The sequence below is a fragment of the Muriicola sp. genome (assembly GCF_041567615.1).
Taxonomy (GTDB): domain Bacteria; phylum Bacteroidota; class Bacteroidia; order Flavobacteriales; family Flavobacteriaceae; genus Muriicola.
Genome location: NZ_JBFGBM010000050.1, coordinates 1 through 14,566 on the forward strand (window position 1 = coordinate 1; position 14,566 = coordinate 14,566).

15 protein-coding genes and 1 pseudogene are annotated in these 14,566 nt (G+C 48.8%); 7 read left to right on the forward strand and 9 right to left on the reverse strand.

What is annotated here, in order from left to right:
- The 7 genes from ABYP73_RS05185 to ABYP73_RS05215 all read right to left on the reverse strand — a co-directional run.
- Positions 1-644 (reverse strand): SDR family oxidoreductase (locus ABYP73_RS05185; protein WP_372973653.1); only part of this gene is annotated, 644 nt, incomplete at its 3' end.
- A gap of 57 nt (positions 645-701) precedes the next feature.
- The gene (locus ABYP73_RS05190) at positions 702-1,757 is read right to left on the reverse strand and encodes a type III polyketide synthase (protein WP_372946285.1); all 1,056 of its coding nucleotides are present in this window, start codon (positions 1,755-1,757) and stop codon (positions 702-704) included.
- Entirely contained in the window at positions 1,754-2,476 is a 723-nt protein-coding gene (locus tag ABYP73_RS05195; RefSeq protein WP_372946284.1) for a methyltransferase domain-containing protein, read from the reverse strand. Before ABYP73_RS05195 ends, ABYP73_RS05190 begins: the two co-directional genes overlap by 4 nt.
- A complete protein-coding gene (locus ABYP73_RS05200) occupies positions 2,473-3,588 on the reverse strand; it encodes an NAD(P)/FAD-dependent oxidoreductase (protein ID WP_372973654.1) in 1,116 nt (371 codons plus the stop codon). The genes ABYP73_RS05195 and ABYP73_RS05200 overlap by 4 nt, the downstream gene beginning before the upstream one ends.
- Positions 3,589-3,667: 79 nt before the next feature.
- Positions 3,668-4,351, reverse strand: a complete 684-nt coding sequence (locus tag ABYP73_RS05205; RefSeq protein WP_372973655.1) for an OmpA family protein — start codon at positions 4,349-4,351, stop codon at positions 3,668-3,670.
- Between the two features lie 11 nt (positions 4,352-4,362).
- Entirely contained in the window at positions 4,363-4,845 is a 483-nt protein-coding gene (locus tag ABYP73_RS05210; RefSeq protein WP_372973656.1) for a lipocalin family protein, read from the reverse strand.
- Positions 4,846-4,956: 111 nt separating this feature from the next.
- Positions 4,957-6,933, reverse strand: a complete 1,977-nt coding sequence (locus ABYP73_RS05215; RefSeq protein ID WP_372973657.1) for a thiamine pyrophosphate-dependent enzyme — start codon at positions 6,931-6,933, stop codon at positions 4,957-4,959.
- Positions 6,934-7,063: 130 nt separating this feature from the next.
- On the opposite strand from ABYP73_RS05215, the gene ABYP73_RS05220 reads away from it, so the two are divergent.
- The 5 genes from ABYP73_RS05220 (at position 7,064) to ABYP73_RS05240 (ending at position 11,138) form a co-directional block, all read left to right on the forward strand.
- Positions 7,064-8,014 (forward strand): isopenicillin N synthase family dioxygenase, encoded by a 951-nt coding sequence (locus tag ABYP73_RS05220; protein WP_372946269.1) that lies wholly within the window; start codon positions 7,064-7,066, stop codon positions 8,012-8,014.
- A 30-nt stretch (positions 8,015-8,044) separates the two neighbouring features.
- Positions 8,045-8,374 carry a translation initiation factor gene (locus ABYP73_RS05225; RefSeq protein ID WP_372946268.1) on the forward strand — a complete coding sequence of 110 codons (330 nt, stop codon included), beginning with the start codon at positions 8,045-8,047 and terminating at the stop codon, positions 8,372-8,374.
- Between the two features lie 103 nt (positions 8,375-8,477).
- Positions 8,478-9,410 carry a DUF1835 domain-containing protein gene (locus ABYP73_RS05230; RefSeq protein ID WP_372973658.1) on the forward strand — a complete coding sequence of 311 codons (933 nt, stop codon included), beginning with the start codon at positions 8,478-8,480 and terminating at the stop codon, positions 9,408-9,410.
- A 7-nt stretch (positions 9,411-9,417) separates the two neighbouring features.
- Positions 9,418-10,290 carry a nucleoside phosphorylase gene (locus ABYP73_RS05235; RefSeq protein WP_372973659.1) on the forward strand — a complete coding sequence of 291 codons (873 nt, stop codon included), beginning with the start codon at positions 9,418-9,420 and terminating at the stop codon, positions 10,288-10,290.
- Positions 10,287-11,138 carry a substrate-binding domain-containing protein gene (locus ABYP73_RS05240; RefSeq protein WP_372973660.1) on the forward strand — a complete coding sequence of 284 codons (852 nt, stop codon included), beginning with the start codon at positions 10,287-10,289 and terminating at the stop codon, positions 11,136-11,138. The genes ABYP73_RS05235 and ABYP73_RS05240 overlap by 4 nt, the downstream gene beginning before the upstream one ends.
- Here ABYP73_RS05240 and ABYP73_RS05245 read toward each other — a convergent pair.
- Positions 11,125-11,790, reverse strand: coding sequence for a uracil-DNA glycosylase (locus tag ABYP73_RS05245; RefSeq protein ID WP_372946540.1), 666 nt, complete (start codon positions 11,788-11,790; stop codon positions 11,125-11,127). The two genes, ABYP73_RS05240 and ABYP73_RS05245, sit on opposite strands and share 14 nt — an antisense overlap.
- Before the next feature lie 149 nt (positions 11,791-11,939).
- Here ABYP73_RS05245 and ABYP73_RS05250 point away from each other — a divergent pair, with 149 nt between their 5' ends.
- Positions 11,940-12,857 carry a mechanosensitive ion channel family protein gene (locus tag ABYP73_RS05250; RefSeq protein WP_372973661.1) on the forward strand — a complete coding sequence of 306 codons (918 nt, stop codon included), beginning with the start codon at positions 11,940-11,942 and terminating at the stop codon, positions 12,855-12,857.
- A gap of 15 nt (positions 12,858-12,872) precedes the next feature.
- Here the strand turns inward: ABYP73_RS05250 and ABYP73_RS05255 are convergent, their stop codons facing one another.
- Complete coding sequence (locus tag ABYP73_RS05255; protein ID WP_372973662.1) at positions 12,873-13,931, reverse strand: DUF6340 family protein; 1,059 nt, start codon at positions 13,929-13,931, stop codon at positions 12,873-12,875.
- Positions 13,932-14,148: 217 nt separating this feature from the next.
- On the opposite strand from ABYP73_RS05255, the pseudogene ABYP73_RS05260 reads away from it, so the two are divergent.
- Positions 14,149-14,566 (forward strand): annotated as a pseudogene (locus tag ABYP73_RS05260) (DNA mismatch repair protein MutS); the annotation flags it as partial.

Below are 14,566 nucleotides of genomic sequence, written 5' to 3' on the forward strand. Positions count from 1 at the left end.
ATCCTTTCACTTCCCGGGATCATATTAAAGGAGGATGTGTTGGTGACACCCGCCTGTATACAATTGGCTCTGATCCCGAGCGGAGCAAATTCCAGGGCGATGCTCCTTGTGAGGGCCTCTAGGGCCACCTTAGCTACAGAAACGGCCCCATATCCGGGCATGGCTTTGGTATTCCCTTCGCTGGTAAAGGATATGACGCGCATATCGGGGTGATTCATGTTTTCTGATACGAGGTTCTGCACCCACTCATACAGACTGAGCGCCATGGCCCTGAACGTGATCTCGATGTCTTCAGCGCTCAGGGCCTCCCCATGTGGGTTGTACATGGGTTTCAGGCTGCCTTTTGCGATACTGTGGACCAGCACCTTCAGCCTGTCTCCTTCCGTAAACCCCGATTTTAGCTGCTGTATGATCTCTTTTCTTTTCTGTGGATTGACTGCATCGGCATTGAAGGAATAGAAAGCGGGGGCTCTTTTTTTTATTTTGGCAAACTGATTATCAATTTCCGGAAGGTCTGCACGCCTGTCGCGGTGAACGATACATATGGCATATCCGTCCTCCGAGAGTTTGTGAGCCGTCGCCAGACCCAACCCCCTGCTACCCCCAAGGATTATTGCCCAATTTTTGACATTCGGTTCGTTCATGCCCTCCTTATTTAGCTACTTTACAGTAAAGGTAGCACATATCTTTGGTTGTCTGCCTTACCATTGGATCAATACCCTTTGGGCTGAGAACCCCGGGCCAAAACTGAGGATCAGGCCCTGCTCTCCCATCCCGATCTCCCTGTCCATAAATCGCTCCAGTACATAGAGTACCGTGGCACTGCTCATATTGCCGTACAGTCTGAGGGTTTCCCGGGTGTCGTCCATGTTCTTTCCCAAAGCTCCGAAAAGGGACTCCACGGTCTCCACTATCTTTCTCCCACCCGGATGAAAGACGAGGTGGTCTACCTTTTCAATGGAGGTGTGGTGCTTTCTGAGAAAGGGATGGATGATATCGGGAAAATGTTCACTGATGGCCGTGGGCACCGATGGGTCCAGGATCATTTTCAACCCTGTGTTCACCACATCAAAACCCATCAGGTGGGTGGCTTCGAAAAAATGGTACATTTCCTCCCCTAGGATTTCAGGTCCGTTTGCATCCTCCTCAGAAGAGAGCAGCACACAGGCTGCCCCGTCGCCAAAGATAGCTGCGCTTACCATATTGGCCATGCTGAAATCGGTTAGCTGGAAGGTGGCAGTCGGACTCTCGACAGCCACCACCGCAGCCCTTTTTCCGGGATTGGCTTTTAAAAACCGAGAGGCGTAGATCATACCCGAGACCCCGGCCGCACACCCCATCTCCGTGACCGGGAGGCGGACCACGTCCTGTCTCAAATTCAGCTCGTTGATCAGATACGCATCGAGGGAAGGAATCATGATCCCCGTGCAACTCACCGTAATGATATAATCCAGGCTTTCGGCATCCCAGTTCTGTTTCTCCAGGGCTTTTTGCAAAACATCCTTTCCCAGTTTTTTGACTTCTCTGGCATAGATCTCATTCCTCTGAGCGAAGGAGGTGGCCGTAAAGACTTCTTCTATGTTCATGATACCGAATCGGCGGTCTACTCCTGCGGCTTCGAAAATTTTAAGCACTTTCCTCCTGAACCTATCCTCTTGTCCCGAGAGCCACAGTTCCACAAAGGGCAGGATTTCCCTGGTCTCCCGGCAATAGGGAGGCAATTGTTTGGCTACGGCCGCAATATGCACTTTATTCATTGGACAATCCCGTTTTTATGCCAGAAGGACCATTCATATCTGAAGGCCCATCTCCATCGGATCTTATGATCTGCGTCTTTTAATGATTTGGAAAAACTGAGCAATTCACTTCTTGTAAAACCCCTTTTGATGGAAGTAAGACCATCCTGCCTGGCTATGGGCGTTTTCATGAAGATTGCAGAGAATACACGAAACAGGGTAAAGGCGATCCTGCTGCGGTCCAGATCATTGATCACCACACCAAAACGCACCAGATCTGAAAACTTCCCAATCAATTTCAAAATCTCCTCATCGCTAAAATGATGGAGGGTGAGGGTGCAGATAATGAAATCGCTTCCATCTCTCTCCGGGTTTAGGTCGAATACATCTTTTCGCTCAAAGGTGATATTTGCCAGATCTGAATTTTTCTGTCTTGCAAGGGAAATGGAATCCGCATTTAAATCTATACCAGTCAAACACACCTCGATTCCTTCTCTCTTGCACATCATTGCCACCTCGCGTAACAGGGTACCGTCTCCACAACCTACATCGAGCACGTTGTATTTTCCCGCGGGGTGTTGAGTCATTAGCCTTTTCAAGGCCTTTAGGGTGATCCTGTTTCCGCCCAGGAGGGAATTGGCCATATTGATATCCCGGAGAACGGCCTTGATCTTGTTTCTGCCGAGAGTTAGGTCGTCCATCTGCTCCTGATCGCTGCTGCGTTTTTTGAACCTTATCATATCGCAACAGGTTTTCCATGGGTTCTTTTGATGATCCGGCGAATCGTGCCCGGTGACCCGGACACAAGGTTGAACAGCAGTTCGGAGGCAGAAGCAGAGAGTAGCAGGCGTTGCAGATAACGCCCTGTGCGCATACGCCTGCCGAAAGTATGTTTCCACTGAGCCGTGTATTCCTTTTCCAATGCTGTCCGGTCGGGATTTTTCGATCTCATCTCATCGCATAACAGTTCCGAGGCCAGTTTCGCACTGTGAATCGCCATGGCCATGCCGTTGCCGCATAAGGGGTGTATGAGTCCGGCCGTATCCCCGCACATGAGTAAGTGATTTACCACCGGTTTTTTCGAAGCAAAAGAGACCTGGGCTATGGTCAGGGGTCGTTCAAACAGCATTTCGGCCTTTTCCAAAAAATGCCTGAGCCTTGGATTTCGCGCTGCGATCTTTTTATTGAACTGTTCTATGTCACGAATTTGCTGAAAATGTTCATAGGAGACCAGGTAACAAAAATTGACCGCTTGTGTCTCCGTCCTAGAGAGTCCTCCATATCCCCCTTCAAAGCTGTGAAGGCCTACCAGGTTGGAAGGAAAATCGGGATAGCTGTAATGGGCTTTTACGGCTAACCAGGGGGAATTTTTTTTTATAAAGGGACGATCGAGATAATGGTCGATCCCGGATCTTTTCCCGTAGGTCCCCAGAACGTAGGTTGAGGAGTAGGATTGGCCGGTATGGGTGTGAACGCAGAAAGAGAGACCGTTAAAATCGACAGAAGTTACGGCACAAAAGGAAAATTCAACTTCGAGCGAAAGGGCCCGGAGATAGAGCGTATGGTCCAGTTTAAACCGACTTATCCCAAGGGCGCCGAGGGGTAATTCGATTTGAAGGGTACGGCCTTTTGAAGTACTGAATTCCAGGGTGTCTATTTCCACTGCATCGGGTAGTTCTACACCCAGATCACAGAGGTAAGGCAACACCTCTTTAGAGAGGTATTCCCCGCAGACCTTGTGATGAGGGTAGGGCTCCTTCTCGAGCACAAGTACCCTGAATCCCTCCCTCTTCAGGTGAATGGAAGCCGTCAGGCCGGCCAGTCCTCCCCCAATGCAAATCACATCGTACATAGCAATCAGGGAAAGATACAGAAAGCACAAATAAAAAGCCCGACAAATTTGCCGGGCTTTTCAAAAGTTGTGGTCAACATTATCCTTTCGTTTTCTGTATGGCCTCCTGTTTCAGCTCTTCGCTGGCGATGATCCCGAGTTCCACCCTTCGATTCTTCGCTTTTCCTTCAGCTGTGGCATTGTCGGCTATGGGCTGCGCTTCTCCATACCATTTGGTAGTGAACCTGCTCGCATCAATTCCCTGGCTAATCAGGTAATTGGTCACAGATTCTGCTCTCAGTTTCGAAAGGCCCATATTGTATTCATCGCTTCCGGCACTGTCTGTATGCCCTTCGACAAGGATCACAGTCTTTGGATATTCCTTAAAGATGCCTGCCAGTTTATTCAGGGTCGCCACGGAAGTGCCCTTGATATCAGATTTATTGGTATCGAAATACACGCCGGCACCCTGGCTGAAGGTCACGTTGATCCCTTCACCTACACGGGTAACTTCCGCACCAGGTATCTCTTCCTGTATCCTTTCTGCCTGTCGGTCCATCCGATTGCCGATATAGCCACCGGCCGCACCGCCGACTACCCCGCCGATAATGGCGCCGAGGACGGTATTTCCTTTTCCGACATTATTCCCGATCACACCGCCGATCACGGCTCCTCCAGTGGCTCCGATAACGGCCCCCTTTTGGGTATTGTTTGCGTTTTTGACTGTGTTGCATCCCAGCACAAGACTGAGGGCCATCACTAGTATTCCTGTTCTTCTTATCATGGTATCTTCTATTATTGTTTAGTGAATTCGTAAACCACTGTCACGGGTTTATTGTCTACCGTAACGTTCGATTTCAATGTCATTTGAGTATCGGTAAGTTGGGCTATATTCAGCCGGTAACCGAGTCCGCCTGAAACATCATTGCGTTTCTCGTCTATGAATTTGAACTGCAACTGATTCGTATAGTTTGCAGGATTGCTGACCACAGACCAGCGGATAAACCGGTCGCCTCCCTGGCAAAGACTTCCCTGTTGAATGGTGTAGCGGCCTGTGCTATTGTTGTCCCTGAAGAACCAGTTGCTGCCTTCAAAACAAATAGCATCGGCGTCATTGAACACTACCGCTTTGAACATTCCCTGGTTGTTTTCATAGCGCACATCATCCAGGATCCAGGTCCCGCTAAGCATGTTCCTTTGATCCCTGACCTCCTTGGAGATTCCGCAGGAAGCGAGGAACAAGCCCGAAATTATAAGTATCAAACTTTTTTTAAGCATGTGTAAGTAATTTAAGTTTCGTTTTTATATACGGAATTTTCCGTGTAATGGTTTTTGGGGAAATTGGATTTTAGAAAGAACCCTTTGCCGCGAAAGAAGAGGATTGGGGCCTCAATAGGCCAGCAACTGTCTTATCTCCCTGAGGATTCTGCCTTTGGGAAGGTACATTTCCTCCAGGGACCTGGCAAAAGGTACGGGTGTCTCCAGGCTGCCAACCCGTTTGACCGGGGCATCGAGATATTCGAAGCATTCCTCCATCACGGAGGCAGCAATATCACTGGCAATTCCGCCAAAAAGAGTGTCTTCCTGCAGAACCATACATTTACCTGTTTTTCTGATGGATGTAAACACCGATTGAAGGTCAAGAGGCTGGAGGGTTCTCAGGTCGATGAGATCCACCTGCAGGTCTTCATGTGCATCGAGTAGCTCTATCATCCAATGCACACCCGCCCCATACGTTACCACGGTAAGGTCCTTTCCTTCTCTGAGCAAGTTTGCCTCACCGAAAGGAAGGGTGTAATAAGAATCAGGGACATCCTGATACACACTCCTGTACAGGGCCTTATGCTCAAAGAAGAGCACCGGATTCGGATCGTTAACCGCTGTAGCCATCAGGCCCTTGGCATCATAGGGAAAAGCCGGGTAAACGACTTTTAAACCGGGTGTTTTGGTAAACCATGCCTCATTGGTCTGGGAGTGAAAGGGACCTGCCCCTACCCCCGCACCACAGGGCATACGGATGACTACATCCGCCGGTTCGTTCCAGCGATAATGCACCTTGGCCAGGTAATTTACAATGGGGTTGAAACCACTACTGACAAAATCTGCGAACTGCATTTCCATGACGGCCTTCATGCCATTGATGGATAGCCCCATGGCAGCAGAGACCACGGCAGACTCACAGATAGGTGTATTTCGGACCCTATCGCGCCCAAAGGCTTCCACAAAGCCCTCTGTCACTTTGAATACACCCCCGTATTCCGCAATGTCCTGTCCCAGGATGACCAGGTTGGAATGTTTCTCCATAGACTGACGGAGTCCTGCCGACACAGCGTCCACTAGGCGGATATTTGAAGTTTTTTCTAAAGGTTTAACTTGTTGATATACATATTCTTTATATACATCATTTAATTCATCGGTTTCAGAAGATTTTATCCCTTCCTCTTCAAAGGCCAGTTGCAGGTTCTCATCAATTTCATGGATAAATTCCTTCTTGATCTCAACCTCCGCCTCTTCAGACAGAATGCCTTCTTCCTTCAGGTAGGCCACATAATTCTCAATAGGGTCTTTGGCAGCCCATTCATCCAATAGCTGCTGGGGCACGTACTTGGTCCCGCTGGCCTCCTCATGCCCTCTCATCCTGAAGGTTTTAAATTCGAGCAGCACCGGTCTCGGCCTTTGCCGTACGCTGCGACTCAGGGCACTGACCCTGGAATACACCTCCAAAATGTTGTTCCCGTCTATGATATAGGATTCCATCCCGTAGCCCTTTCCCTTGTCTGCGATATGTTTGCATCGGAATTGCTCGCTGATGGGAGTAGAAAGACCATACCCGTTATTCTCCACGCAGAAGAGCACAGGCAGGTTCCAGACGGCGGCAATGTTCAGGGCCTCGTGGAAATCCCCTTCACTGGTGGCCCCTTCCCCCGTAAAGACAGCGGTCACCCTTTTGTCGTTCCTGAGCAGGTCTGCCAGGGCGATACCATCTGCCACGCCAAGCTGAGGCCCCAGGTGAGAGATCATCCCTATAATTTTGTAATCCTGGGTCCCGAAGTGAAAACTCCGGTCCCTGCCTTTGGTAAAACCGTTTTTCTTCCCCTGCCATTGAGAGAAAAGTCGGTTCAGGGGCACGTTCCGGGTCGTGAAGACGCCCAGGTTCCTGTGCATAGGAAGGATGTATTCTTCGGGGTCCAGGCACATGGCAACACCTGCGGATATCGCTTCCTGTCCTATACCGCTGAACCATTTGGAGATCTTCCCCTGGCGCAGGAGGATGAGCATTTTTTCCTCTATCATCCTGGGTTTGAGCATAGCCTTGTACAGCTCCAGGAGCATTTCTGAAGAAAGGCCATGATGTTTGAACTGCATGATATACAATCTAGGGTACCTCCGGATTTCTGGCGTAAATGTAGCAAAATAGATCAGAAGATCGCCAGGTCTCCCGGGATCATTTTCCTCGGGGAATTTAGTACCTTTGGAGGGCTTAAAATTGTGATACATGAATGCTATTCCCAGTGTAGACCTGAGAGACTATCTCTCATCAGACCCTAAAAAGAAACAGAAGTTTGTCAGTGAGATCGGCGGGGCTTTTGAAGATATCGGCTTTGTTGCCCTCAGCGGGCATTTTCTTTCCGATGAACTTATCGAGACCCTTTACTCGGAGATCAAGAAATTCTTTGCCCTCCCGCAGGAAGTAAAGGACAAGTACGAGATCAAAGGGATAGGCGGGCAGAGAGGATACACCTCCTTCGGCAAGGAACACGCCAAGGGAAGAAAGGAAGGAGACCTGAAGGAATTCTGGCATTTTGGTCAGTACGTGGAGGACGACCCTAAATTACAGGAGGAGTACCCACCGAATGTTGAAGTAAAAGAACTGCCTGAATTCAACGAGGTGGGCAAGGAAACCTACAAGATGCTGGAAAAGACCGCAAAGTATGTATTGCGGGCTCTGGCCCTGCACCTGCAGCTCGAGGAAACCTATTTTGACCAGTATATCAAAAATGGGAATTCCATTCTGAGGCCCATCCATTACCCGCCCATCACAGAAGAGCCTAAAAACGCGGTCAGGGCAGCTGCTCATGGCGACATCAACCTGATCACCTTATTGATGGGGGCCCATGGAAAAGGGCTGCAGGTGATGAACCACAAAGGCGAGTGGATCGATGCCATCGCCCGGCCAGACCAGCTTATGATCAATGTAGGAGACATGTTGTCCCGTCTTTCGAACAATTCCTTGAAATCGACCATCCACCAGGTGGTCAATCCTCCCCGTGAGCTATGGGGGAGTTCCCGATATTCCATTCCCTTCTTTATGCATCCCATCAGCGAGATGCCTCTCAACTGCCTGGAACACTGCATTGATGAGGACCATCCGAAACTGTACGAGGATATCACCGCAGGGGAATTTCTTCACGAACGCTTGATAGACCTTGGGCTTATCAAAAAATAACCGTGTAATTTACCGCCACAGACATCTACCATGGATCTGCAGGACCAATTGAGAAACCTCTTTCCGGATCACGTCCCTGAAGAGGATAATACCCAGGAGAAATCCCGTCCTAAGTTCTGGCTGCAGGACGAGCCCATCCTCTGTAAATACGAAAAGCGAAAAGGTAAACCCGTGACCATCCTAGAGGGGTATAACGGGGCAGACAAGGACCTGAAAGACCTGACCAGAGAACTGAAAACCCTGTTGGGTGTAGGGGGCTCCTACAAAGATGACAAGATCATTATTCAGGGGGATTACAGGGATCGGATCATGGATTTCCTGAAGGAAAACGGCTTTAAAACCAAGCGAGTGGGCGGGTGACCTGCACTGCCCGAAAAGCACCCAAGTTATGTGTTAATTATTTCTGTTTTTATCGATTAAATGTTACTTTTAAGGGTCAAAACCTAATCAACACTTCATTAGCATGAGTACTCAGCTACATATTACCAATGGAGATAGTTTTACACAACGCCTTAAAACCCTTCCTTTTAAAGGAGATATAATCACCTGGAGAGAAATGCTTTGTGAAGGGAAAACCGAAACGAATGTCGGCAGTGAGTCCTTCTGGAAAACGCGTTTTGAATACCTCCACAAACATTACAATGTCAGCAAGTCCTGGTTTATCGAAAAGACGCTGAAAGAATACCGTTCCCTTTGCAATCACAAACAACAGGACGAGATCATACTCTGGTTTGAGTACGACCTGTTCTGCCAGATCAATATGATCGCAGTGCTGAGCTGGTTGAAGATGCACAGAAGAGATGCGCAGATCTCCCTGGTGTGCAGCGGGGATGAAGACGGCACCGATAAGATGTACGGTTTGTGTGACGTAGACGATGAAAAACTGCAGACCCTCTATAACAAACGGGTCTTCCTCACCCAGGACGACATAGAATTTGCGGATTATATCTGGCAGTTGTACTGCAGTGACAACCCCATCAGGCTCGAGAATATGTCTGATTTTGAACACTACCATTTCGACTATCTTTCAGAGGCGATTAAGGTTCACCTCAAGCGTTTTCCATCGGTCAGGAATGGGCTGAATGAACTTGAGAACCGCATCCTTACCCTGTCTGTAGCACACAAACCCAAAAACAAAAAAGCGCTGATCAATACCCTTCTCTCCAACCAGGGGTATTACGGGTACGGAGATACCCAGTTCGAACGGATGATCACCAGTATAAAGCCCTTGTTCTCTACCTTTAATCCTGTCAGGCTGTCCAAAAAAGGCAAAGAGATCATGGAAGGGAAAACGAGCTTCTATTCCCAGATCAGAGACAACGAATCCTATCTCGGAGGTGCTCTGAAATACAATTTTCTGTTTAACGACGAATCAGGTCGTATCCTAAAACTCTGACCGAAATATGCATCTCGGCCCTTCAGAACTCATCCTGAACAAGGATGGCAGTATCTATCATTTAAACTTACTTCCTGAAGACATTTCGGACACAGTGATCCTGGTGGGCGATCCCGGCCGTGTCGACCGTGTTTCCCGTCATTTTGAAACCCTGGAGGTAAGCAAACAAAAAAGAGAGTTTATCACCCATACCGGACGGTACAAGGGGAAGAGAATGACCGTCCTTTCCACAGGAATAGGCACGGACAATATCGATATCGTACTCAACGAACTCGACGCCCTTGCAAACATCGATTTTAAAGTTCGTAAGGAGCACAAAAACAAGAAGATAATTAATTTTATTAGAATAGGTACTTCAGGTACTATACAGCATGATATTCCCGTCGATTCCTTCCTGTTAAGCGAGTTAGCCCTGGGCTTTGACAGCGTTGTTTATTACTACAGTGGTATGGCGGGTCGTCAACCGGAAATGGAAAGTGCCTTATTGAAACATTTACATTGGGACTCAAATAAATCAAGACCCTATGTCGTGAAGGGTGATGAAACTCTGGTGCAGCATTTCAGAGGCGAAGGGGTTGTTCAGGGATTTACGGGCAGCAATGTGGGTTTTTACGGGCCCCAGGGAAGATTTTTACGGTTGCAGCCAGCTGAAGCCGGTCTCTTTGACAAACTCAGCTCTTTCTCCTACCAAGGAAGAAGATTGACCAACTTCGAGATGGAGACCTCTGCCCTCTACGGTCTCTCTGCTCTTTTGGGGCACCGGGCGATCTCTCTGAACGCCATCATTGCCAACAGGGCCACTATAGCTTTTTCTGAAGATCCCGGCAGGACTGTGGATCGACTGATCCAATGGACCCTTGAAAAACTCGTACAGCTTTGAAAGAATTCAGGATAATCGGAGTGCCCGAGCACTTTAATCTGCCCTGGCATATGGCCCTGGAGGAGGGAGCTTTTGCAGACAGGGGAATTGACCTCCGGTGGCAGGATGTTCCGGAGGGGACCGGAAAAATGTGCGCCATGCTCGAATCCGGGGAGGCAGATTTGGCTGTACTTCTTACCGAAGGAGTGATCAAGAGAATAGCAGATAAAGCTCCCCTGACTATCGTTCAGGGATACGTGCGCAGTCCCTTGCAATGGGGTATACATGTGGCCGAATCCAGCTCCTACCGCAGTGTGGCCCAGCTGGAAGGCAGCAGAACAGCCATAAGTCGCTTTGGCAGCGGAAGCCATCTGATGGCCTATGTCATGGCGCGAAATGAGGGTTGGGAAACGGCGAAGCTAACCTTTGAGGTGGTCAACACCCTGGAGGGAGCAGTGAAGGCATTACAACAGGGTACTGCCGATTATTTCATGTGGGAACATTTTACCACCAAGCCCCTTGTGGAAGAGGGTGTCTTCAGGAGGCTGGGTGACTGCCCAACCCCCTGGCCGTGTTTCGTCCTTGCCGTGCCCCGTCATACCCTGATTGCAAACCGCAGGCTGATCGGTCATATTCTGGAGGTGATCAACACCTACACCGCAGATTTCAAACGGATACCGAGTATTGACAGGACCCTGGCAAACCGGTATCAGCTGCATTTGGATGACGTGAACACCTGGCTGGGGATGACGAACTGGACTCAGGAACAGATCAGCGAGCAGGTAGTTAACAAGGTAAGCTCAACGCTTCTCGATCTACAGCTTATTTCGAAGGCTGTGAGTCCGGAGGGAGTCCTCACCAGATTATAGGCTCCTTACCTTTGGAGCGGAGGAATTCGTTTGTCTTACTGAAATGACCGTTCCCGAACCATAGTCCCCGGTTGGCACTGAGGGGAGATGGGTGTCCAGAGGTGAGGATGCGGTGTTTGCTCCTGTCGATCAATGTCGATTTCTTTTTGGCATACCCCCCCCAAAGAAGAAATACAAGATCTTGTTTCTCCCGAGATAAAATCCGGATCACGGCATCGGTAAATTGCTCCCAACCTTTATTCTGGTGGCTCCCGGCCTCCCCTGCTCTCACCGTGAGAATAGCGTTCAGCAGCAAGATCCCCTGGTCTGCCCACCTTTCCAGATTGCCGCTTTTGGGATAGGGATGCCCTACATCCTGCTCTACTTCTTTGAAGATATTCACAAGGGAAGGCGGGTGTGTGATCCCATCCCTGACCGAAAAGCAGAGTCCGTTCGCCTGCCCCGGCCCGTGGTAGGGGTCCTGTCCGAGGATTACCACTTTGGTCTGCTCATAGGCACTGTGGTCGAATGCAGCGAAGATCCGGCTTCCTTTGGGGTAACAGGTATGCCGACTGTATTCCTCCCTGACAAATCCCGTCAGGGACGAAAAATAGGGTTGGTTGAATTCTTCCTCCAGGAAGGGTTTCCAGCTCTGATGTATATCGACCTTCATCTCGCCTTTTTAATTCTCCATAAAAATACGAAGGGATCCGTTTTTAATTAGATCAGTGAGGATTAAAAGTGTAATTTTAAAGGAATAATGAGGGAATTACAGATTCGTGGATATTCATCCCTGAAGTCGACTTACTCAACACCGTCACCATGATCACCTGGGATAGCATCAAATACTGGCTGACCGAACATCCGACCACTTCCCAGGTCTTTAAATACGTGATTTGGGTACTTATCATCATCTTTTTTCTCCAGTTCGTGAGGAGGACTCTGAAAAAAAGGCTCCCCAATGCGGATACCCGGTATAAATCACAAAAGATCATCGAGACCATGGGCTATATCTTGCTCATTATTCTCACCATCTCCTATTTCACAGGCAACATCAAGGATTTTACCCTGGCCATCGGCCTTTTGACCGCAGGGATCACTATAACTCTCCAGGAACTCATCCTCAGCATTGCCGGTTCGCTCTTTATTTTCTTCGTCAAGGTATACCAGCCCGGCGATCGCATCGAGATCAACGGGATCAAGGGAGATGTTATAGACATCAACAGCATGTATACCACCATGATGGAGATCGGACAATGGGTGAGCAGTGACAATTACAGCGGACGGATCGTAAAGCTCAGTAATGCTTTTGTTTTCAAAGGCCCGGTCTACAACTATTCCCAGGATTTTCCATTTATCTGGGATGAATTGAATCTTCCGATACGATACGGTTCAGATGTGGAACTCGCAAAAAGCATTGTTATCGACGTCGCCCGGGAGGTACTTTCAGAATTCGTTCAAAAATCGGTGAAGCAATGGAAACACGTGGTCGACAAATACTATATAGAAGATGCTGTGGTGGAACCCACACTGGCCATAGCTATGACCGATAACTGGATACAGTTCAACCTGAGGTATATCGTCGATTACAAAAAAAGGAGGATGACTAAAAATCGTCTAAACGAACTGGTCATGAAGGCGATGGATGGCAGTGAAGGAAAAGTACAGCTCGCTTCGGCCACCTTTGAGATCGTGAACATCCCGGTGGTAGATGTCAAGACGGCTCCTGCCAAAGACTGATTTGGCGACCTTGTTTTATTTCCTGAGCAAGGCGATGGCTTCCCATTGTTTTTCGGCCTGCAACTTCTGAGAGGCACAGGTCTTGAGCGTTTCCAGATATTGGCTGTGAGCCTTCCCATCATCATGGGTGCTCGCCTGTATAGCCCATTCAAGGGCTTTGTCAAGATCGTTCTTGATCTCGTACAGTACGGCCATATTGTGGCAGGCCATGGCTCGGATCGCCGGTTTCTCATGATTCAGGTCCATTTGCCAGAGCCTGGCAGCCTCCAGCCAGTCTTCATCAATGACAGCTTGTTCGGCCTGTACCAGCAAAGGGGAACCTTTGATGTAGATCTGCCTTTCAACGGCCTTATTCGAGGGCTTAAGTCGCATCCCAAAAGCACTTCCGCTACCCCTGCTTTTAGACACCAGGGAATCAGCGCGGTCGGTCATAGACCTGAGGGCATTTAAAGCATCTTCCCCCTTGGCCTGGGTCACTACCTGTTCATTTACTTCGATCTCATCGAGCACCTTCTCCTCGAAGGGATCATAAATACGCCACCCGTTCTCAATAAGGGTCTCCAGGGTTAGCTCCCTGGCCGGAATGACCACCCTGGTTCGGAGCATGTCGAGTTCTTCCATAGACGACTTTTTTTCCATAATCCTGGTATCGGTCTGATAAAAGGCGAGTGAGAATACAGCGTCCAGCTGGTTTTGAAGGCAAAGATTCTTCAGGTCTCGCCAGGGGATAGTTTTTGTTTCATTCGATTCCCTCTCCCACAGTGACGCCGTTTTACTGAGGATCATCACCGTGTCGAATCTCTTGTCTTTCTGCAGCTCTGCCAGCAGGCCTTCCAGGGCAGCCTCTGTCCCTTCCCGTGAAAGTTTGATGTCGGTTGCCTTCACTAGGGCTTCCAGGGAGGCGATATTTTCGGACGTAGCTCTGTCCCCGACCTCATTGATAATACCAATTCTTTTGATATCCTTGGCAAGGACAACGGGGGCAGGCTCCAGATTGTATACCGTGACCGTGTACGTGCTCTTACAGGAGGACGACACCCAGATAATAGCAAAAATGAGGATCAGTTTTCTCATGTATCCTTTTAAGTTATGCCGTATCGTTCATCGGCTTTAAAATAACTTCCAAACACCCCTGTTTATTGCCTTTTACGCGATATCAAGTGGTGAAAGCCGGATTTTTGGATGTCAAATGAAAAATGACTGTAATGCCCCATTGTTTTACACGGTCATCTGGGATCCGAGGTTTCAGAATAAAGTCTATTGTCTACCTTTGTGCTTCGTTTGAGATTCAATGGATACCTATCTTCAAAAAAGTGTTCAGGACCTGGAGTTTGTCACGGTGACCAAACAGCTGTCATCCCGCTGTAACACAGACCTCGGAAAAACCATGGCGTCTGTCCTGGAACCCCTTCTGGAGGAAGCGGAGATTCAGCGTTTGCTGGGGGAAACCTCGGAATATCTCTCATCCTTTGACAATAACAACCGCATTCCCAATCACGGATTTGATTCTATTTCGGGGGAATTGAATCTGCTGAAGGTGGAGAACACCACCCTGGAGGTATCGGGCTTCCGAAAGATCAAACACCTGTGCCTGACGGTAGCAGAACACAAGAAATTCTTTAAAAAATTCAAGGAATACTATCCCCTTCTGCACGCTTTCACAGAGACCGTGGAACTCCTGAAGGAAATTCCAGAATTGATCGAAGGGG